The sequence below is a fragment of the Flavobacterium sp. DG1-102-2 genome, from assembly GCF_033042555.1.
In the GTDB taxonomy this organism is placed as follows: domain Bacteria; phylum Bacteroidota; class Bacteroidia; order Flavobacteriales; family Flavobacteriaceae; genus Flavobacterium.
On sequence record NZ_JAWLIK010000001.1, the window covers coordinates 201,293 to 222,558 of the forward strand.

The window sequence follows — 21,266 nt, forward strand, 5'->3', positions numbered from 1 at the left end:
AATAAGCCATGAAAATTAAACGAATTACCCGCCATAAAATAGCATATCTAAATAAATTACAGTTTATTCAGGCACTGTTGTTTATCCTGTTATTTACAGGTGTCTCGGCAATAGCACAGGGCCCGGAAAATCCGCCGAGGCCGGCTATTGTTTATGTGAGTCCAACACAGTGGCTAAATTTTGGCGCGTTTTATCAGGGTGGTTTTGGAGGCAGTGTCATTATATACGCTAATGGATCAAGGTCTACAACAGGAAGTGTTATACAGGTTAATCAGGGATATTCATTTTCTCCTGCCATTTTTGAAATCGATGCCGAACCGGGTACGCTTATAACTATTTTAAACGGGCCTAATGTTACGCTTACGGGAAGCAATGGCGGTACAATAGATTTAACCATAGGAGAGTCAGATCCTCCAAGCCCGTTCATAGCAACGGCAACATCTCCGTCGCGCACAATGGTAAGGATAGGGGGAACGCTTACCCTGGGTAATCCGCTGGCAAGCCCACCGGGCAATTATAACGGAACTTTTTCGGTAACTTTTATTCAACCTTAATTTATGCGGTTAACCAATTTTGGTGTCAACATATTTTATTTGTTTAAAATTGCCCTTGTATTCGTAGTTATAACAGGGCAGGGTGCGGTATGTAATGCCCAGGCCATCGAGGAGTACGATGAGGTTCCTGTATTCTTTAACATACAGCGTATCGGTAATACAGAGCTGCCTGCACTTATCAAAGACGAAACTGCCTATTTGCCCGTAGTAGACCTTTTTGAGTTTCTAAAGATAAATATTATATCAAAAGAGCTGGATGCCGTAAGCGGTACGTTTATCCTGCCCAACGCTGATTTTTTAATTGATACTCCAAATAACAGGGTGATTTTTCAGGGGAAAACGTATGACCTTAAACCCAATGGCATTGTAAAAACGACAAACAATGTGTACTTACGGTCGGAATATTTTGGAGAGATATTTGGACTTAATTGTACTTTTAACTTTCGTAATCTTTCGGTAATCCTGAGTACGGATGTTGAATTGCCTGTACTCCGTGAGATGAGACAGGAACAAATGCGTAATAACATAAATAAGCTGAAAGGTATCTTTAAAGCCGACACACTTGTTGCACGCACGCGGCCGGTCTTTTATTTTGGCACCGCCGATTATGCTTTCGCAACATCAGGTGGTAATGAGGAGACCCCGCGGGATACCAGGGCGAGCCTTGGACTGGGAGGAATAATTGCAGGAGGAGAAACTAATGTAGTACTTAATTACCAGAGTAACTACCGTTTTTCTAACAGGCAGCAGTATTATTTATGGCGTTATGTAGATAACAGCCTGTCGTTTGCTAAACAGTTTTCGGTAGGTAAGATACGAGGGCAGTCCATATCATCCATTTATGCGCCCATCGTGGGGGTACAGGTAACCAATACACCTACAACGTACAGAAGGTCTTTCGGTAACTACGTACTGAATAATTATACGGAGCCGAACTGGACCGTTGAGCTTTACGTAAATGGCGTGCTGGTAAATTATACAAAGGCAGATGCGTCTGGCTTTTATACTTTTAATGTACCCCTTGTTTACGGTAACACTAACATAAAGCTGAGGTTATACGGACCTTTTGGAGAAGAGCGTACCACAGAGCAGAATATCAGCATTCCGTTTAACTTTTTACCTGAAAAAGAATTTGAATACACAGCGAGCGGAGGATTAGTTGAAGATGGGCGTGATACACGATTTGCAAGGTTTAGCAGTAACTATGGGCTAAACAGGCATATCACCGTGGGGGCGGGGTTTGAGTACCTGTCTTCAGTAACATCGGGATCAAAAATCCCGTATGTTAACACTTCCTTCCGCTTGTTTTCTAACCTGATGATCTCTGCTGAGTATGATATCGGTGTGAGGGGGAGGTCGGTGCTGAGTTACAACATGAAATCGGGTTTACAGTTTGAGATGTATAATAACTGGTACAGAAAAGGACAAACAGCAATAAACAATACGTTTTTACAGGAGCATAAAGCCATTCTTTCATTTCCATTCAGGACCCGCCATTTTTCTGCCTATACGCGGCTGTCATTCCAGCAGATCCAGTTACCCAATTTAACATATCAGACAGGGGAATGGATGGTTTCCGGAGTTGTAGGAACTGTTAATGGCAGTGCAAATACATTTGCCCTTTTTATTCCCGGGAACGATGCGTATATCTACACAATTTATTCGTTAGGGATGCGGTTCTTTAAAAATCTTATTGTAACGCAGCAGTTCCAATATGAATATACTAACAGCACTGTAATAGCTGTCAAGACGTCTCTTGAAAAAAGGATATTTGCCAACGGCTATGCCAACCTGTCGTTTGAAAGGAATTATTTAAGCGATGTTAATAATATTGAGTTTGGGCTTAGATACGACTTTTCTTTTGCCCAGACGAGGATGACAGTAAGGAAAACCAACGACACCTACAGGGCATTGCAGGCTGTTAACGGAAGCATAATTCATGACGGTATTTCAGGCAAGACAGAATTTAATAATTATACAAGTATTGGTAAGGGCGCTGTCCTTATTATCCCGTATTTAGACCTGAATGGTAATAACAAACGAGATAAAGGCGAACCAAAGGCAGATGGCTTAAAGGTAATCGCTAACGCAGGGCGCGTAAAAAAATCGGCAAAAGATAAAACCATTCTAATAATGGATCTTGAGGCTTATGCTGCATTTAATATAGAGTTAGACCCATCTGGCTTTGAACATGTGGGGTGGAAGCTTCTTAAGAAAAATTATGCCATTGTAATAGATCCTAATTATGTAAAGAACATTGAGGTTCCCGTATCTGTCTTTGGTGAGGTTTCGGGACAGGTAATAAAGTTAGTTGATGAGACCGAGAAAGGGATAGGAGGAATACTTATATCCATATATAACGACAAGTCCCAAAAAATTGCAGAAACAACATCTGAAGCTGACGGTTATTTTTCATATTTAGGACTTTTACCGGGTAAGTATACAGCAAGAATTGATACCGAGAAACTTACTGAATTGGAATTGTCGGTTAATAAAACATCATTTGACTTTACTATTAAACGAAGCACCGACGGATCTTTCGTAGATGGTTTTAAATTTGTTGTCAAGCCTGTGAGGTAATAAAAAGATTCTTATTTAAATCATAAGGTTAATTTTCTGTGATACACTATTCTGTATTCTACACGGCTGTACTATTTAGTTCCTTTAAAAAAGTGGTTCAGATGGATTTATTGGCAAAATCAAATTCGCTTTCTATTGTTTTAGGCTTATAAATTTGCTTATAATATATTTCCCTGTAAGTGTATTATTGTAATTGCAAATGTATTTGTGATAAATGAAATTGAAATTTTTCCTGAAGTAAGCACTAAAATAATTCGGCGAAATATTAAATTTTAAAGCAATTACCCATACTCTTAAAAATTTCACAAAGTAATAAATATACAATTATATCTAAGATAATTACAAGTCTTACGCTTTTTTAATGCCGAAATTTGTGATACTTCGATAGAAGATTCTGCTAAATGGATAGTATTAAGATACTATTTAGATCGTTAACTCTTAAAAAAATGTACGATAAGATGAATAGAATAATAAAATTTTTATTGATGGTGTTTCTGTGCTTTACCAATATTCTTCTTGCGCAGAAAGGCTATGAAGTTGTAGCAAAAGTAACCACTCAGGCTCCTGATATGTCAGGTATTGCAGTTAGCTCGGACAACAGGATCTTTTTGGGTTTTCCGCGTCACGCAGATAATCATAAACAGTTTGCACTTGCCGAATGGGTTAATGGCAAGCCTGTTCCTTTTCCGTCGGATGACTATGTTTATCCTTCTGATAAACCCTGCAAAGAATGGCTTGTATCACCCCACGGTATGTATATTGATCAAAATGATATTCTCTGGGTGCTTGATGATGGCAAACGTTCAGGGCAGAAAGAAATTCCCGTTGGAGCTGCTAAAGTGGTAGCAATCGATATAAAGTCGAAAAAAATCATACACTCATTGGTTATAGATAAACCTGTATTATCAGACGATGCGCATTATAACGATTTGCGTGTTGACCTTACTCACGGAAAAAATGGGACGGTATATATAGCTAATTCAGGATTTGGAGAACGTTATTCGCTGGTGGTTATAGATGTCGCTACAGGTACTGCTAAAGAAGTATTGCTTAATCATTACAGCACATCGCCCGATCCCGGTTTTATGTGTTTCCTTGAGGGCAAGCCATTAATATATAACTTTAAAAAACAAACCTTTCCAAATGGAGGTGCAGATGGTTTAGCCTTAAGCCCCGACAGCAGAAAATTATATTGGACCACAATAAGCGGCCGAAAACTGTACAGCCTGCCAACAGATTTATTAAGTGATCTTACTGCCAGAGAACAGCAGCTTAAAGATGCCATAAAGTGTGAAGGCGAGCATCCTGCCTGCGATGGCCTGGCTGAAGATGAAAGCGGGACTATTTATTTTGGTGCTTTTGAGCAGCAATCTATTATATCGCGAAATAACGATGGTAGTTACAAGCTGTTGGCACGTGATAGTGAAAATTTTGTGTGGCCCGACGGATTAGCCTATCGCAATGGCTATGTATATGTAACCCTGGGACAATGGAATCGTTTACCGGGTTTCAATTCCGGTCAGGATTTGCGGAAACCTCCGTATCTTATAGTAAAAATAAAAGTAGACAACTAAAAATAATAATGATTATGGAAAGAAGACAATTTATAACAAGGGCGGGAATGGCTGCTGCGGGTGCAGTAGTTTCTTCTGCCTTACCGTTTGACGTTCAGGCGCAGACCAATGCTGTACCATTAGCGGCATTTGACAACGAAAATGCGTATAGTCGTTTCAGACCAAAGAATAAAGCAGGATTTGGCGGTGTTGCTATCGGTAATGGCTTTCAACAAAATCCTGACATAGAATGTTTACAGGCAGTTGAGGCTGCATGGAAGGCAGGTATACGTTATTTTGATACTTCGCCGTGGTATGGATTAGGTACAAGCGAACGCAGGCTGGGTATGTTTTTAAAAGATAAGCCACGTGACGAATTTACGCTTTCTACAAAAATGGGCCGTATACTTGAGCCTAAGGAGGATTTTAAGCTGGGAGGTCGAAGCCTTTGGAAAGGCAAGCTTAATTTTGGGTATAAATATGATTACACAGCAGCGGGAGCAAGAAAGAGCGTAGAAGACAGCCTTCAGCGACTTGGTGTATCATCTCTTGATGTAGTTTTTATTCATGACCTTTCGCCCGACAATGGCGACATGAAGCAGGACTGGATAAAATATTTTGAGATTGCCCAAAAAGGCGCCATGCCGGAACTTACAAAGATGAGGGAAGAAGGCCTGATTAAAGGCTGGGGATTTGGTGTGAATACGATCGAACCAATATTGAAGGCAATTGAAGTAGCCGACCCCGATATTTTTCTTTCTGCGTGCCAGTATTCACTTATAAAACATGAAGACGACCTTAATAAGGTTTTCCCGGTTGCAGCAAAAAGAGATATATCTATAGTTGTAGGAGCACCATTATGTGCGGGTTTCCTTTCGGGTAAGGAAAGGTACCTTTATGACGGAAGTTTCCCTGATGGAGTTAAAGAAAAGCTTGCAGCATTAAAAAGGGTTGCGGCAAACCATAAGGTAGACTTGCGTACAGCTGCACTTCAATTTTCTGCAGCACCAGATGTTGTTTCTGCAGTTATACCAGGAGCACATACTGTACAGCAATCACAGGAAAATGCAGCATCGTTTGCGGCTAAAATTCCAAATGATTTCTGGGCAGAACTGAAAAAAGAAAAATTAATCGCAGCTAATGCGCCTGTACCTAAAATTTAATAATCGATCTCAATAATAATGGAATATAGATTCTTAGGAGGATCAGGCTTAAAAGTGCCTGTACTCAGTTTTGGAACTGCCACATTTGGCGGAGGAAACGATTTTTTTAAGGCTTGGGCCAATACCCAGGCTGATGAGGCCGCACGTCTAATCGATATATGTATGGAACATGGTGTTAACCTGTTTGATACGGCCGATATATATTCTGATGGATTGTCAGAGCAGGTATTGGGTAAGGCTATTGCAGGTCACTCAAGGGAAAAGCTCTTGCTGTCTACTAAGGCTACATTTACTTTTGGCGATGGGCCAAATAACCAGGGCTCATCCCGTTTTAATTTATTAAAACAGGTAGAAGGAAGCCTTAAGCGCCTTGGAACCGATTATATTGATATTTTCCACATGCATGGCTTTGACGGAAATACTCCGGTAGAAGAAACGCTGCGTACGCTGGATGATTTAGTACAAAGCGGTAAGATATGCTACATTGCGGCTTCAAATTTTTCAGGATGGCACATGATGAAATCATTAGCTGTTTCCGAAAAATACGGATGGAACCGTTACATTGCACACCAAGTATATTATTCTTTGGCAAACCGCGACTATGAGTGGGAACTTATGCCGCTTGGCCTTGATCAGAAAGTAGGTGCAATCGTGTGGTCGCCACTTTCTGCCGGAAGGCTGGGAGGGAAGTATGGCAGAAATAAGCCTGTGCCGCAGGATAGCCGTGTTGCCCAGGGTGGCAGCCCTGTACCGGAAGCGGCGGTTAATGAAGAGGTTTTCTACAATACAATTGATGTGCTTACGCAAATCGCAGAGGAAACCGGTAAAACCATTGCTCAGGTTGCTTTAAACTGGTTGTTACAGCGTCCTACTGTTTCGAGCATTATCATTGGCGCTCGTAACGAAGAGCAATTGGTACAAAACCTTGGCGCAATTGGCTGGGACCTAACAGTAGACCAGATTAAAAAACTGGACGAGGCAAGCACCGTACCGCCAACTTATCCGTACTGGCATCAATGGCAAAACAAGTCGCTAAATCCTACTCCCGATTTTTACAATTTGTAATAAGGGAAAAAGCCTTTAAACTCTGCGTTTAAAGGCTTTTTTATATTTTTTATATTTAAATTATTGCTACCATGAGATAGGCCTGTAGTCTTTAAGGAATTTTCCGCACCAGTGCTTCCCTGTATTAATGCCATCAAATAATGGATCCATAACCCTTGCGGCACCGTCTACGATATCTAAAGGTGGCTGAAAATCTTCTTCTTCCTGTTTTCTCTTCGCCATTTCAGCAGGATCTTCATCTGTAACCCAGCCTGTGTCTACGGCGTTCATGAAAATTCCTTGCTTGGCTAAAGATCCGGCTGCAGTATGTGTCAGCATATTTAGTGCTGCTTTTGCCATATTTGTGTGTGGGTGTCTATCGTCTTTATAACCGTAGTAGAATTTACCTTCCATGGCAGAGACATTGATAATATGCTTTTTCCCTGTGTTGTCTTTCTTCATTACTTCTGCAAGACGGTTGCATAATACAAAAGGAGCTACAGAATTGACCAGCTGAACTTCAATCATTTCGGTAGTCTCAATCTGCCCTAACGTTAAACGCCAGCTGTTTGTTTTTCTAAGGTCAACCTGCTGCAAATCGGCATCCAGTTCTCCTTCCGGAAAAACTTCACTTGTAGTCAGTGTGTTGTCAAAAGAATACGGTATTTGAGATAGCTTAGCTGAAGCTCTTAGCCCAATACCAGGCTCGGGGCCATGCCAGGTTACCGGCATATTTTGATTTGACGAAGCGCCTATCGTCAATACTTTAAGTTCTTCAAGGCAGTTTGTATGATCCAATAACAAATCCTGCACCTGTTTAGGTAACGACTGAACCGGACGTTCTTCATTTTCCATCAGGTGGGTATAAAATCCGGCTGGTCGTCGTACTGTCTGCGCAGCATTATTTATAAGGATGTCTAAGCGGCCGTATTTTTGTTCTATAAAATTACAGAATATCTCTACGCTAGGAATGTGCCTTAAATCCAGCCCATGTATTTTTAAACGGTGTCCCCATTCCATAAAATCGGGTTCTTTGGCAAAACGAATTGCCGAATCTACAGGAAAACGAGTAGTTGCTACAACCGTAGCGCCGCCACGTAAAAGCATAAGTGTAATATGATATCCTATTTTTAGGCGTGAACCGGTTACGATTGCTATTTGTCCTTTAACATCCGCTGTCTGAAAGCGTTTTGCGTAATTAAAATCGCCACAATCAGTACACATGGTATCATAAAAATGATGCAGTTTAGTAAACTGCGTTTTGCATACATAACAATTTCTTGGTGTTTCTAATTCTAATTGCTCTTTAGAAGATAAATCAGAATACTCTAACAATTTAGGAGCTATAAAAATACTGGCTTCACGCGCCTCACGGATTCCGGTTACTTTTCGTGCGGTTCTGTCTTTCTTTTCCTGTTTTCGCTTTAAAGCTAATTTTCCGTCTTTTTTTCTACGGAGAAGCTCATCTCTGTCAGGCCTTGCAAACTGGCCTGCAGCTTTAATAAGCGCAGTGCGCTGTTCCTTAGGGATATCAAATATCTGATTTGTATTGCTATTTAGTTCGTTTAACAACGCAATACATTTTTCTATTTCTTCTGGGCTTACAGCGTTTGAAGCTATAACATTATCATTCGTCATCGTATAATTCAGGTTCAATTTTAGGCTAAGCTGCCGAGTGTGCAAATATAGTTCTTATAATCTGTGATGCAAGGTTTTGGTGATTCTAAGAATAGAATAATGAGTCGTGAAACAATTCAACTATACTGATAGTTTATGATACTACTATTATTTCTCAGGAGCTTGTGAAATATTAAGATAGGTTTGTATCGTAACGCAGGATTTAGTTTGGAAAAAAGCAATGGGTTCTCCTGACTTACAGGTAATCAGTAAAAATGGTAGGTAATCCCATAATATAAAAAGAAACCCCAATACAAATTAAGGTTTAATGACTTGTATGCTGTAAGGTATTCCTGCCTAACATTTATGCTTAATTCTAACGTTTTTTAGAAGCTTAAAGTCATCAGTCCGATCGTTTATTCCAAACGTTTTAAAATAAGCGACCGTAAACGTCCTTCATGCTCATCTCCCCAATTACCGATGGCTGAAATTACAGGAATTAATGTTTTTCCAAAATCGGTCAGGCTATATTCGACTTTAGGAGGCACAACGGGGTAAATAATTTTTGAGACAAGTTCATGTTCCTCTAATTCCTTCAGCTGGATATTTAAAACCCTGCGTGTGGCATCTGGTATTTTTCGTTGCAATTCACTTGGCCGTTTATGGCCTTCATTGATAAACCATAATAAACGTATTTTCCATTTGCCGTAAAGTACTTCACCTATCAGGTCAAGACCGCAATTCAGGTTGGGTATTGTTTTTCTTTCATACATATAGCAAAAGTAATCCTATGTTCCTACATGTACAATAGGGGAATAATTTATCCCTATATGAATCGTAACTCCGTACTTGTGAGGAAGTAACATACTTCTGAAATTTGTACAACAGAAATTTAAAATATTATACAGGATGGATTATCAAAATGAATTATCAGGAAAGATTGCCTTAGTAACAGGCGGTACAAAAGGAGCCGGAAAGGCAATTGCAGAAAGACTGCTGCAAGCCGGGGCAACGGTTATCATTACTGCAAGGAATGCACCGGAAAAAGAAAACAGTAAGCTGCATTTTATTCAGTCCGACTTGAGTAAAGCAGAAGGAACACAAAAAGTAATCAGCGAAATACTGTTGGCTTATGGGAGGCTCGACATTCTTGTGAATAATCTTGGCTCTTCTACAACACCCGCCGGTGGATTTACTGCATTATCTGATGAAGATTGGGAATCAACCCTACAGGCTAATTTGCTTGCTCCGGTTCGACTGGATAGGGGGTTTTTGCCACAAATGATAGATCGAGAAAACGGAGTTATTATCCATATAGCTTCTATTCAGGGCAAATTACCGCTTTATGACTCTACTTTGCCTTATGCGGCTGCAAAAGCAGGATTAAGAAACTATAGTAAAAGTTTATCGAATGAAGTTTCTCCTAAAGGTGTTCGCGTGCTGACTGTGTCGCCGGGATGGATAAATACATCAGCATCGAAAGCCTGGCTTGGCGAGATTGCAAGAAATGCTAACAGTACTGTAGAAGAAGCGCAACAAAGTGTTATGGATGCATTGGGCGGAATACCTTATGGCAGGCCTGCCCAACCGGAAGAAGTAGCAGAATTGGTTAGCTTCCTTGTTTCACCAAGAGCCAATTATTTAAAAGGAACAGAATTTATTATAGATGGTGGCACCGTACCCGTAATTTAATAACCTTTAAAATAATACCTATGAACTTACCAAAAGTAATAACAGACTTAGTTGATGCACAAAATAACTTTAATAGCAATGCATATGCCAATTGTTTTTCTGAAACTGCCGTAGTACTTGATGAAGGTAAAACACATAACGGACGACCGGAAATCCAGCATTGGATCGAAGAATCAAATGAAAAGTACAAATCGTTGATGGAACCTCTTGAATATACTGAAAATGGAACTTCAAGTATCTTGTCCGCAACGTGTTCGGGTACATTTCCCGGAAGCCCGATTACATTAAAATTTCATTTTGATATTGTTGATGGACAAATTCAACATTTAAAAGTAACAGATTAAAATAAGAAAAGTTTCTTTTGAAACTTTATTTAGCGGAGCAAGAGGCTTCGAATTCTTTATTGTAATCCCTTTTAATACGGGCATTATTCATCATTTATCAGAACTGGTACACCGACAGGTACACTTATATCCAAAAAGCAAAAAAACCTTTAAATCGTGAGATCTAAAGGTTTTTGTTTTTTGAAGATTTCTTTCGAGATCTCATCTGGCGGAGAAAGAGGGATTCGAACCCCCGGACCTGTTACAGTCAACAGTTTTCAAGACTGCCGCAATCGACCACTCTGCCATTTCTCCAGTATGTATCGCAATATATTGCTCATTGTGGTTGCAAATATAGCAACGTTTTTGGTTTTGCCAAAAACTATTTAAGCTAATATTGCATTTAATTTCATACTATTTTATAAACATTTCATTACCTTGTCTTTAAGGATTAAAGTTTTTTTTAGAATTCAGTGTATTCTGTTATTTCAAGGCCGTAACCTATCATTCCTACACGTTTTGTCTGCCCTGAATTAGTAAGCAAACGTATTTTACAGATATCAATATCATGTAATATCTGCGCACCGATACCAAAATCCCTGTCGTCCATTTTAATTTGAGGGGCTTTAGTTACGCCTTCAGCCTGTAATTCTTTCAGTTCCTTAACTCTTGATAATAGTTCTGACGGCTGTATTTCCTGGTTGATGAATAAGATAGCACCTTTTCCTTCTTCATTGATGCGTTTAAACATATTATCCAGTTTTTTATCAGCATCATTAGTAAGTGTACCTAAAATATCATTATTTATCTGGGTAGAATTTATACGCGTAAGAACAGGTTCGCCAATGTTCCAGCTGCCTTTTGTCAGCGCGATATGTACCTGTTTGTTTGTAGTTTGTACATAAGCCCTAAGACGGAAAGTACCAAAACGGGTTTCTATCTCAAAATCTTCTTTCTTTTGTATAAGGCTATCGTGCTGCATTCTGTAAGCAACAAGGTCTTCAATAGAAATAAGCTTAAGGTCAAATTTTTTAGCAACCTCATATAATTCAGGAAGGCGTGCCATAGAACCATCTTCATTTAATATTTCCACAAGTATTCCCGCCGGTTTAAAACCTGCAAGCCTTGCGAGGTCTATAGCAGCCTCTGTATGGCCTGTCCTGCGAAGAACACCGCCTTGTTTAGCTTTAAGAGGGAAAATGTGACCAGGGCGTCCTAAATCTTCCGGTTTGGTAGTATCTTCTACCAGCGCCTTAATTGTTTTTGCCCTGTCGTGTACAGATATACCTGTTGTACATCCATGCCCGATAAGATCTACAGATACCGTAAATGCAGTTTCATGAAGTACAGTATTGTTAGTGACCATCATGTGCAGCTCAAGATCTTTACAACGCGCTTCTGTAAGTGGCGCACAAATAAGTCCGCGTCCGTGAGTGGCCATAAAGTTTATCATCTCAGGGGTTACTTTTTCTGCTGCAGCAATAAAGTCTCCTTCATTCTCACGATCTTCATCATCAACCACAACCACAACTTTGCCGTTACGGATATCTTCGATCGCTTCTTCTATAGTGTTAAGTTTTATTTCGGATAGTGACATGTGTACTGTCTTTAAAATTTATAATTATGACGTTTCAACGTGGTTTGAAGCGCGGCTCTGTTATAGAAATACAGGATTAAGTAGAATGGAAGCGCAAGCACGATATTCAGGATTAATCCAATACTTATTTTTTCATTCAGTATTTTTGAAGTTCTGCTAATACTTTGTGCTGCTTTAAAAGCCGTGATAAAGAAAAGTATCAGGCATATAAGTGCAGGAAGCATAATTCCGGTTTTGCCTTTAGAGACAAAAGGAGACAGGCCTAATAAGATTACATATAGCCCCAATGCTATATTTGATGAGATTTTGAACTTATTATACAGGAATTCGCATTTTAAATATTCAAGGTTATACAAGTTGCAGTCTTCTTTCAGATTTTCCTGTAATATACCTCTACTTTCAAGAACTTTAAGCGCTTTCTTTCTATGCTCAGGAGTCTGACTAAGCATTTTTGTGTTTTTTACCACATAAATAAGCTCATCATCGGTCATAGCCTTAAGGTTTATCCATTCTTCACTATCAGTAACCCTCACGGTATCAATGTTTAGAATAGGCTGTTCGTCGCTGTTATCTTTTTCAAACAGGCGTTTTATAGGATTTGTAAGCCAGTCGAAACTGATGCTTACGCCAAGATCTTTCGTAGCTCTGTAGGTTAGTAACACCGCTAGCGGACTTAATACAAAAGATGACATCCAGGAACCTAGGAAAGGAGGGATACCGTCTTCGCCTGCAAGTTTTCTTCCAAAAGTGTTTATAAAGTGGAAAACAATAAATATCAGTACTGCAAATACGATAGGTAAACCAAGGCCTCCCTTACGGATAATTGCACCCAATGGTGCACCTATAAAAAACATTAGCAGGCAAGAGAAAGCAATAACGAACTTTTCATATAGCGCAAGCCAGTGACCGTTTATGTTTTTTGTCCTGTCGTACATCTGGGTTTCATTCATTTTGATTGTTCCCAGTGAACTGTTTAGGTTGTTAGTTGCTATATCAAGTACTCGTGACTTGTCCGTATCAGCTTTTAGAAGACCAAGCAAATCTTTTGGTACGCTGTCTTTTTTAATTTCCGTTACACCGCTTATCGTTTTGTGTGGAAAAGGAGCTATAGCTAAAGAGTTGTAGCGTTGGGTGATATTATCTGCGATACTTTTAGATTCTTTTGCGTAGTTGTTTTCCAGAGAATCTAGGGTATAAGACAGTTCACTAATATTTAGCATCGTATTAGTGTGGGTAATCTTTTCATCGTCCATATCATTGCTGTTAAGCATGGTTAGGTCAATGTTCATTATTTGTTTTGTAAAGCTGCTTTTTGCAAACGGCTGCTTTTGCCGCTGCGAAGGGTTGTTAGATGTAATCTCTTCATAATAATAGCCGTCAAACAATTCAAGCTGCAATAAATTAGAGCTTTCGCTACTCTTTAACAGGCCTTTTTTAGAGCGGATTATGGTAACATAAGGAGATCCAAGGTTTCTTTTATGAATGGTAACACCTGTTAGCTTTTCATCATTGTCGCCCGATTTCTTATCTACTTTGATATTGAAATTTCCAATGGCGTTAAACTGTCCCGCAGCAATAGCCATCGCAGGCTTACGCTGTATAATGTTCTTACGAAGGTTTAAAAATTTGAATTCAGCTTTTGGGATAACGCTGTTGGCAAAGATGAATGCTACGATACTAAGGCAGCCAATAAAAACCGAAAGACTTCTCATCGCCCTGCTTAATGAGATGCCTGAAGATTTCATTGCAGCAAACTCATAGTTTTCGGCAAAGCTGCCAAACGTCATGATAGAAGCAAGAAGTATAGATAGTGGTAATACCAGCGGTACTATCTTGGGAGAATAAAAAGCCAGGAATTTAAGTACAAGCCATATGTCCAGGTCCTTTCCTGCAAGTTCTGCAATGAAAAGCCATATTCCCTGTAATACGAAAATAAAAAACAGGATTATGAATACCGACGCAAAAGTCGTAATGAACGAAGTAAGGATATAACGGTCTAATATTTTCACCAAAAATTAGTCTAATCTATTAATGTAGTAGTTAGGGTATTTGCTTTCGGTAAAGGTAAAATGATTTTTTGACAAAGGCTGATTTGTTTTAAAAGAATTTATGGTTATAATTATTTTAGTACCATCCTTTTCTGTCTGTATAAAATTGTAGATATGTTTTGTTTGCACATCAACCCCTATAAGCACTTCTTTAGTCTTATCTTTTGCATTAAGCGGGTTTAGTTTTACATATTGAATTTTGCGGCCTTTAATGTTTTGGAGTATGTCCCAGCTGTATTTATAGCCGCTGTTAAAAAAGCTAAGCATTTTAGCGGGGGTAAGATCATCGGCTTTCTGGTCGTCATATTTAGAGATAGAAATCTCTTCATCCTCAGGAACGATATTATACACTTTTTTTCCGTCAAATATTCTGGTCGTACCCATAAAATCTAATGTGTACAGGTTTCCTTTAAGCACAACATTACCTTTGCTCTCCTGATTAAGATTTTGTTTCGGGTTGCCCATAGAATACTTAAAGTCGATAGAAATATTCTGATAACTTTTAACTCTTCCGCTAACCTGGTCCAGTAACGCTTTAGCTTTTTCCGGACTCTGAGCCTGTAGGTGTAGAGGTAAGGTAAAAAAGAATAAAAGTACTATTCCGTAAAAGGTACGCATGCTAAAAATTGTTTTCTTCATTTTTGAAAAATTGCTCAAGTGCACTAAGATCAGTAATCATAACGCTTCTGGCTTTGCTGCCTTCAAAAGGGCCAACAATACCTGCAGCTTCAAGCTGGTCGATAAGCCTGCCTGCGCGGTTATATCCTAATTTTAGTTTACGCTGCAATAGTGATGCCGAACCCTGTTGGGCTGTAACAATAACTTCTGCCGCTTCCCTGAACATAGAATCTCTTTCTGATATATCTATATCAAGATTGATGCCACTTTCCTCCCCAAAATATTCCGGAAGCAGATAAGCGTTAGGGTAAGCCTTTTGCGAACCGATAAATTCGGTAATTTTTTCAACTTCAGGTGTGTCAACAAAAGCACACTGAACACGGGTAAGGTCGTTACCCTGGGTATAAAGCATATCACCACGTCCTATTAGCTGGTCAGCACCCTGGCTATCAAGAATAGTACGGGAGTCAATTTTAGAAGTAACCCTGAATGCAATCCTCGCAGGGAAGTTGGCTTTAATGATACCTGTAATTACGTTTACCGACGGACGCTGCGTTGCAATGATAAGGTGTATACCAATTGCACGTGCCAGCTGTGCCAAACGTGCAATAGGTGTTTCAACTTCTTTACCTGCAGTCATGATAAGGTCAGCAAATTCGTCTACTACCAGTACAATGTAAGGTAAGAAACGGTGCCCGTTCTCAGGATTAAGCCTTCTCTGGCGGAATTTCTCATTGTATTCTTTAATGTTCCTAACCATTGCATCCTTAAGCAGGTTATAACGGTTGTCCATCTCAATACATAGTGAATTTAATGTATTGATAACTTTAGTGTTATCGGTAATAATTGCATCTCCGTCATCCGGCAGTTTTGCTAAATAATGCCTTTCGATTTTGTTGAATAAAGTAAGCTCAACCTTTTTAGGGTCAACCAGTACAAATTTAACTTCCGCAGGGTGTTTTTTATATAATAACGAGGTTAACACTGCATTAAGTCCAACAGATTTACCCTGTCCTGTAGCACCCGCCATAAGAAGGTGGGGCATTTTTGCAAGGTCTACCACAAACGTTTCATTAGAAATGGTTTTACCTAAAGCGATAGGCAGCTCCATTTCTGCAGTCTGGAACTTCGGCGAAGCAATAACGCTTTTCATGGAAACCATGGTAGGGTTCTTGTTAGGCACCTCAATACCTATCGTTCCTTTACCAGGAATAGGAGCAATGATACGGATACCCAAAGCTGATAATGAAAGTGCAATATCGTCCTCAAGGCTTTTGATTTTAGATATACGAACGCCTGCTTCGGGAACAATTTCATATAATGTAACCGTAGGCCCTACAGTTGCCTTTATCTGGGCAATATCAATTTTGTAGTTGCGAAGTGTTTCTACAATCCTGTTCTTATTTTCTTCAAGCTCCTCCTGATTGATTGTAATACCGCCTGAAGAATAGTCTTTCAAGAGTTCTATTGATGGGAACTGGTAATTCGAAAGGTCTAACGTAGGGTCAAACTCTCCAAAGTCCTTTACAAGACGTGCAGCAAGATTTTCTTCTATAGTTGGTTCTTCTGTAAATTTCTCTATAACAAAATTCTCGTCAGTTGTCTTGATTATTTCGTTTGCCGGAACTTTTGGTTCAGGCTGTTTAGTTTTGCCTGTATCAAGCTTAATTTCAGACGAATGTTCGATAGTTGGTTTTAGCGCATCACGGTTTATTTCAAACTGCGATGGCGGAGGCGTAATAGGAGGTACTGTTTTTAATTCAATATTACTAAGCACTTCCTCATCATCCTCATCAAACTCTTCCTCGTTAAATTCATTTACAGGTGGAGTAACCGGTATTACCGGCTGCTGAACACGTAAAGCAGGAGTTGGAACAGGAGTTACTGCTGTATTTTGTGCCTCTGCCTCTTCTAACTCCTCTTCTTCATGATGTCTGCGCTCGAAGAATGTCTTTATAACATCCGGCGATATTTTTATCCTGAAGATCAGGAAGGTAAATAATGCAAATACAAGTACTAATATAGTTCCGATCTTACCAAGGTAATCCTGCATGAACAGGTTCATTTCAAAACCTATTACACCGCCAAGTTCCGGTAGGTAAGGGTTAAAGAATCCAAAAAGTATAGATACTACAATAACCAGGAATATATCCCAGAACAATGTTCTCTTAAGTTTTCTTACTGGCAGGTCTAATACAAGATAGGCGCCGGTCAAAAAGAAAAAGCGTATCAATATAAACGATGCTACACCAAAACCGCGGTACAAAAAGAAGTCTGCCAGAGAAGCACCAAATTTACCAAGCCAGTTGTGGATAACCTGCTTTCTGTCGCTAAACGCAGTAAGTCCGCTCTGGTCGTATTCCCAGTACAGGAAATATGAAATAAAGGATAATAACAAGGCGATAGAGAAAAGAAAGAACAACACGCCGATAAGCACTTTGTGCTGGCGTGATAAGATCCATCTTTTCTTTTCTGTAGTGGGTTTTTCAGCACCCTTGGCTGTTTCTTTTTTGCTCTTTGCCATTTATAATTAGTATCTCGACTGTAAAAATATCAATAAAATTAAAAAAGCAGTAGTACTTTAGGATAATATATGATTGCGCCTATAGCTATTGCAACCGTAGCTGCGAAGAATACAGCACCCGATGCGATGTCCTTTATAAACCCGATTTTTTCGTGGTATTCAGGATGGATAAAGTCGGCTATTTTTTCTGCGGCTGTATTAAGTCCTTCAATAGCAAGTACTAATCCTATTGCTAGTGTTTGCAGCATCCATTCTGTTGGAGAGATACCAAAATAAAAACCCGCAGCAACCATAGCTAACCCAATAAAGAACTGAACCATAATACTATGTTCAGTCGTTACAAGCTTATATGCTCCTTTTACAGAGTATTCTACGCTCTTTATCCTTCCTTTAACAAACCTGTTGTCTTTCATCTACAGTAGGAAATCGTTACAGTGCAGCTAAAGCAGCATCATAATTAGGTTCGTCTTTAATATCAGCAACTTGTTCAGTATATTTTACAGTTCCGTTTTCGTCAATTACAATAACAACCCTTGAGTTTAATCCCTGTAATGGACCATCTACAATGTTTAATCCGTAAGCAGCGCCAAAACTTGCATCCCTGAAATCAGAAGCAGAAACTACATTATCTAAACCTTCTGCACCGCAAAAACGGTTCTGTGCGAATGGAAGATCGCGTGAAATGCATAGTACTGTGGTATTTTCAAGCCCTGAAGCCTTTTGATTAAATTGCCTTACAGATGCTGCACACGTGCCTGTGTCAACGCTCGGAAATATGTTTAAGATCAGTTTTCTGCCTTTATAATCTGCAAGAGATGTGGTAGAAAGATCTGTTTTTACTAATGTAAAGTCCGGAGCCTGAGTTCCTGTTTGAGGCAGTTCGCCTGAAGTTGTAACGGGATTTCCGCCAAGTGTGATATTAGCCATTTTTGTATGTTTTATTTAGAAAGGCAAAAGTAAGAATTTCTACAATGGTATACGGTATAAATATAACGACGCGAACAAAAAAACGCTTCCGGTGTGGAAGCGTTTGATACTGTGAATGTTCTCTTATTATAAATACATAGAGAGCATGGCAATACTCATAAGGATCATGAGGCCGTCTTCTATAATGGTTACTGTACTCATGGGCAGGTTAAATACCGCGCCAAGACAGGCACATTGAATCTTCTTTTTATTCAGTACACTCTGAAACACGCCAAGAAGACTTACCGTCATAAGGACAGCAGTAAATGCATTTACAAATACAGGTTCAAAGTCCAGGGCAAAGGCGATGCCAAGTCCCAGCTCAAGAAATGCGTATACATAACCCCATCCTGAAAACTTCTTTGCTACGATATCATACATGGCGTAGCTACTAGCAAAACCTTTTAAGTCAAGCATCTTGAAAAAGGAAAAAGTAAGGAAAAAACCAGCCATGAATACGCGCATAAACAACATTATGTCAAATGTTTTTCCGCTTAAAGCCGTTATTAAAGATATACATGATATGTAACCGAATATCAAAACAATAGGCTTGTAAGTTTGTATCCAGCTTTTTGACTCTTCAGCTTGCGCTGCGAAGATGTTTTTTTCAATGTGCGAGTGTCGGCTTCCCTCAGAAAGCTGGTATTTTGGATAGTCTTTTAAGGTATCCTGCAAAACGGATGTGGCGATCTGTTCATCCATTGTAACCGTTGCCTGGCCTTTTTCAAGGTTGATTTCTACATCTTTTACATGGGGTGTTCTCTTTAATAAGAAGCTTACTTTGGCGATACAGCCATCGCAGGTCATGCCTGATATGTTATATGTGTGTGTCATTGTTGATGTTATTTATACTGCAAATTTCGGCATAAAACAGACTTTGTCGATTATGCAATTTTTGAAAATAACAACAACATTTACAGTTCATCTATATTCCTGCGCTTTGTTTCTTTTATTGATTTATAGAAAGTAGGGGTAAGGCCTGTAACCTTCTTAAACTGGCTCGATAAATAGGCAGCACTACTGTAGCCAAGTGAGTCGGCTATTTCGGCTAGTGATAGCTCATCATATACGAGCAGTTCCTTTACTTTTTCAATGCGCTGGGTTATGTAGTATTTCTCTATGGTGGTACCTTCTACCTCAGAGAATAAATTGCTTAGGTAGGTGTAGTCATAACGCAGTTTTTCCGCCAGCCATGCAGAGAGATTAGTCTTTAATATTTCGTCAGAATGATGTACCAGGTAAACGATTTCATTTTTAACCTGTTCTATTATGCGGCTTTTTTTATCGCCGATAAGTTCAAAGCCAAGTTTTTTGAGTGTGGCTTCCAGATGACGCTGTTCTTCGGGAGTCAGGTCGTTGCCAATTTCTGCCTCGCCTAATTCAACCGAATGTATATTGAGTTTCATTTGCTCCAGTTCGCTGCGTACAGCTGTTATACAGCGGGGGCAAACCATGTTTTTTATATATAGGTGCATGATAATCGTATTTAGATGTAAAACTAAACATTTTGACATAAAAAAAACGCTTCCGGAAACGGAAGCGTTATATGAGTAAAGTGAGTGAAGTATAATTATTTATCGATAGCACCTAAAACACGCATCATAAAGCTGTTAAGGGCTTCTTTTTTATCTATTCCGTCCTTAATCATTTTGTTTACCTCAAGCGCACCATACATATTAGAGATAAGCTCGCCTATAACGTCCAGCTCTTCATCTTTAAGCGACGGTATTTCTACCATAGCCTCAAGTACCTCAAGGGTTTCTACTATATAATCCTGGTCATTGTCCTCAATAAATTGAGTTAAATGCTTAATTACTGGTAATTTCATTGACTAAATCAGTTAAAACTTCTACTTTATTTGTTTGTACCTGGTTAACAAGTGTTCCATTTTTAAATGTGGCAAATGTTGGCAGGTTATCTACCTTTGCAAGTTTCCTTGATTCAGGGAAATTTTCGGCATCGGCAATAACAAACGCTACGTTTTCATTCTCAGCAGCCATTTTTTTAAATTTTGGCTTCATTATCCTGCAGTTACCGCACCAGCCTGCCGAGTATTGTACTACAACAGTTTCATTACCGGCAACGATTTCTGCTAAATTATCCTTTTCAAGTTCTTGCAGCATGATATCTTAATTAATTAGTTTGTAGCAAGGTATGATGCAACACCATCACGGTCAGCAGTCATCGCTTCTTTTCCTTCTTCCCAGTTTGCAGGGCAAACTTCACCTTTAGTCTGTACGTGAGTATAAGCGTCAATTAGTCTTAGGTACTCGTTTACGTTACGGCCTAGAGGCATATCGTTTACACTTTCGTGGAAAATCTTTCCTGTTTCGTCTACAAGGTAAGTAGCTCTGTAAGTTACATTAGAACCTGTAATCACTACAGAGTCTGTTTCGTCATTGTATTCAGATGATTCAACATCAAGAATACCAAGTATGTTAGAAAGGTTTCTTGTAGTATCAGCAAGTATTGGATATGTTACACCTTCAATACCACCTTTATCTTTTGGCGTGTTTAACCATGCAAAGTGCACTTCGTTAGTATCACAAGATGCACCAATTACGATAGTATTTCTTTTTTCAAACTCACCTAAAGCAGCCTGGAAAGCGTGAAGCTCTGTAGGGCATACAAATGTAAAATCTTTAGGATACCAGAATAAAAGTACTTTTTTGTTATTATTTACAGCTTCTTCAAAAACGTTGATTTTAAGGTTGTCACCCATTTCTGAAATAGCATCGATAGCAATGTTTGGGAATTTTTTTCCAACTAAAGACATAGTGTATTTATTTAAGAGGTTATTATTTTTTTACCAGTGCAAAAATAGGTGATAATACTTGTTTATATGTTACAGGAATTATCATATTTCCTTATGTACCTATAGAATTTTTTTATTTTTAGCACTATCAAGTATAAAAGTGAATTATGCAAACGCATAGTACTATTTTCGATTAAGTTTTTATATTTGTTAAATGTATTGCGATGCATTT

The 21,266-nt window shown here is 39.2% G+C and carries 19 protein-coding genes, 1 tRNA gene and 1 pseudogene; 7 read left to right on the forward strand and 14 right to left on the reverse strand.

Annotation, left to right across the window (positions count from 1 at the left end; all coding sequences use genetic code 11):
- Positions 1–8: 8 nt before the first annotated feature.
- From R1T16_RS00710 to R1T16_RS00730, 5 genes are all read left to right on the forward strand, one after another.
- A complete protein-coding gene (locus R1T16_RS00710; protein WP_317499137.1) occupies positions 9–554 on the forward strand; it encodes a DUF4402 domain-containing protein in 546 nt (181 codons plus the stop codon).
- A gap of 39 nt (positions 555–593) precedes the next feature.
- Positions 594–3,134: a carboxypeptidase-like regulatory domain-containing protein gene (locus R1T16_RS00715; RefSeq protein WP_317499138.1), complete on the forward strand. Its 2,541-nt coding sequence runs from the start codon at positions 594–596 to the stop codon at positions 3,132–3,134.
- A 458-nt stretch (positions 3,135–3,592) separates the two neighbouring features.
- A complete protein-coding gene (locus R1T16_RS00720) occupies positions 3,593–4,708 on the forward strand; it encodes an L-dopachrome tautomerase-related protein (protein ID WP_317499139.1) in 1,116 nt (371 codons plus the stop codon).
- 14 nt (positions 4,709–4,722) lie between these two features.
- A complete protein-coding gene (locus R1T16_RS00725) occupies positions 4,723–5,850 on the forward strand; it encodes an aldo/keto reductase (protein ID WP_317499140.1) in 1,128 nt (375 codons plus the stop codon).
- An 18-nt stretch (positions 5,851–5,868) separates the two neighbouring features.
- Complete coding sequence (locus R1T16_RS00730) at positions 5,869–6,915, forward strand: aldo/keto reductase (RefSeq protein WP_317499141.1); 1,047 nt, start codon at positions 5,869–5,871, stop codon at positions 6,913–6,915.
- 66 nt (positions 6,916–6,981) lie between these two features.
- Here R1T16_RS00730 and R1T16_RS00735 read toward each other — a convergent pair whose 3' ends face one another.
- Both R1T16_RS00735 and R1T16_RS00740 read right to left on the reverse strand, forming a co-directional pair.
- On the reverse strand, positions 6,982–8,532 hold the full coding sequence (locus R1T16_RS00735) for an SDR family oxidoreductase (RefSeq protein WP_317499142.1): 1,551 nt from the start codon (positions 8,530–8,532) through the stop codon (positions 6,982–6,984).
- A 395-nt stretch (positions 8,533–8,927) separates the two neighbouring features.
- Positions 8,928–9,284: a helix-turn-helix domain-containing protein gene (locus tag R1T16_RS00740; RefSeq protein ID WP_317499143.1), complete on the reverse strand. Its 357-nt coding sequence runs from the start codon at positions 9,282–9,284 to the stop codon at positions 8,928–8,930.
- A 136-nt stretch (positions 9,285–9,420) separates the two neighbouring features.
- Here R1T16_RS00740 and R1T16_RS00745 point away from each other — a divergent pair, with 136 nt between their 5' ends.
- Positions 9,421–10,203 carry an SDR family oxidoreductase gene (locus R1T16_RS00745; protein WP_317499144.1) on the forward strand — a complete coding sequence of 261 codons (783 nt, stop codon included), beginning with the start codon at positions 9,421–9,423 and terminating at the stop codon, positions 10,201–10,203.
- Between the two features lie 20 nt (positions 10,204–10,223).
- The gene (locus tag R1T16_RS00750) at positions 10,224–10,547 is read left to right on the forward strand and encodes a nuclear transport factor 2 family protein (RefSeq protein WP_317499145.1); all 324 of its coding nucleotides are present in this window, start codon (positions 10,224–10,226) and stop codon (positions 10,545–10,547) included.
- A 206-nt stretch (positions 10,548–10,753) separates the two neighbouring features.
- On the opposite strand, the gene R1T16_RS00755 is transcribed toward R1T16_RS00750, so the two are convergent.
- From R1T16_RS00755 to R1T16_RS00810, 12 genes and pseudogenes are all read right to left on the reverse strand, one after another.
- A tRNA-Ser gene (locus tag R1T16_RS00755) sits at positions 10,754–10,841 on the reverse strand.
- Positions 10,842–10,989: 148 nt separating this feature from the next.
- A complete protein-coding gene (gene ribB, locus R1T16_RS00760) occupies positions 10,990–12,123 on the reverse strand; it encodes a 3,4-dihydroxy-2-butanone-4-phosphate synthase (protein ID WP_317499146.1) in 1,134 nt (377 codons plus the stop codon).
- 554 nt (positions 12,124–12,677) lie between these two features.
- A pseudogene (locus R1T16_RS00765) lies at positions 12,678–14,132 on the reverse strand (LptF/LptG family permease); the annotation flags it as partial.
- 6 nt (positions 14,133–14,138) lie between these two features.
- Complete coding sequence (locus R1T16_RS00770; RefSeq protein WP_317499148.1) at positions 14,139–14,810, reverse strand: outer membrane lipoprotein carrier protein LolA; 672 nt, start codon at positions 14,808–14,810, stop codon at positions 14,139–14,141.
- On the reverse strand, positions 14,791–17,313 hold the full coding sequence (locus R1T16_RS00775; RefSeq protein ID WP_317499149.1) for a DNA translocase FtsK: 2,523 nt from the start codon (positions 17,311–17,313) through the stop codon (positions 14,791–14,793). Before R1T16_RS00775 ends, R1T16_RS00770 begins: the two co-directional genes overlap by 20 nt.
- A gap of 38 nt (positions 17,314–17,351) precedes the next feature.
- A complete protein-coding gene (locus tag R1T16_RS00780; protein ID WP_317499150.1) occupies positions 17,352–17,726 on the reverse strand; it encodes a diacylglycerol kinase family protein in 375 nt (124 codons plus the stop codon).
- A 16-nt stretch (positions 17,727–17,742) separates the two neighbouring features.
- Entirely contained in the window at positions 17,743–18,240 is a 498-nt protein-coding gene (gene tpx / locus R1T16_RS00785) for a thiol peroxidase (protein WP_317499151.1), read from the reverse strand.
- A gap of 126 nt (positions 18,241–18,366) precedes the next feature.
- Positions 18,367–19,113, reverse strand: coding sequence for a heavy-metal-associated domain-containing protein (locus R1T16_RS00790; protein ID WP_317499152.1), 747 nt, complete (start codon positions 19,111–19,113; stop codon positions 18,367–18,369).
- Between the two features lie 80 nt (positions 19,114–19,193).
- Complete coding sequence (locus R1T16_RS00795; RefSeq protein WP_317499153.1) at positions 19,194–19,754, reverse strand: helix-turn-helix domain-containing protein; 561 nt, start codon at positions 19,752–19,754, stop codon at positions 19,194–19,196.
- Positions 19,755–19,849: 95 nt separating this feature from the next.
- Positions 19,850–20,107, reverse strand: coding sequence for a DUF6952 family protein (locus tag R1T16_RS00800; protein ID WP_317499154.1), 258 nt, complete (start codon positions 20,105–20,107; stop codon positions 19,850–19,852).
- The gene (locus R1T16_RS00805; RefSeq protein ID WP_317499155.1) at positions 20,088–20,402 is read right to left on the reverse strand and encodes a thioredoxin family protein; all 315 of its coding nucleotides are present in this window, start codon (positions 20,400–20,402) and stop codon (positions 20,088–20,090) included. The genes R1T16_RS00800 and R1T16_RS00805 overlap by 20 nt, the downstream gene beginning before the upstream one ends.
- A gap of 14 nt (positions 20,403–20,416) precedes the next feature.
- Positions 20,417–21,055, reverse strand: coding sequence for a peroxiredoxin (locus R1T16_RS00810; RefSeq protein WP_317499156.1), 639 nt, complete (start codon positions 21,053–21,055; stop codon positions 20,417–20,419).
- Positions 21,056–21,266 lie beyond the last annotated feature (211 nt).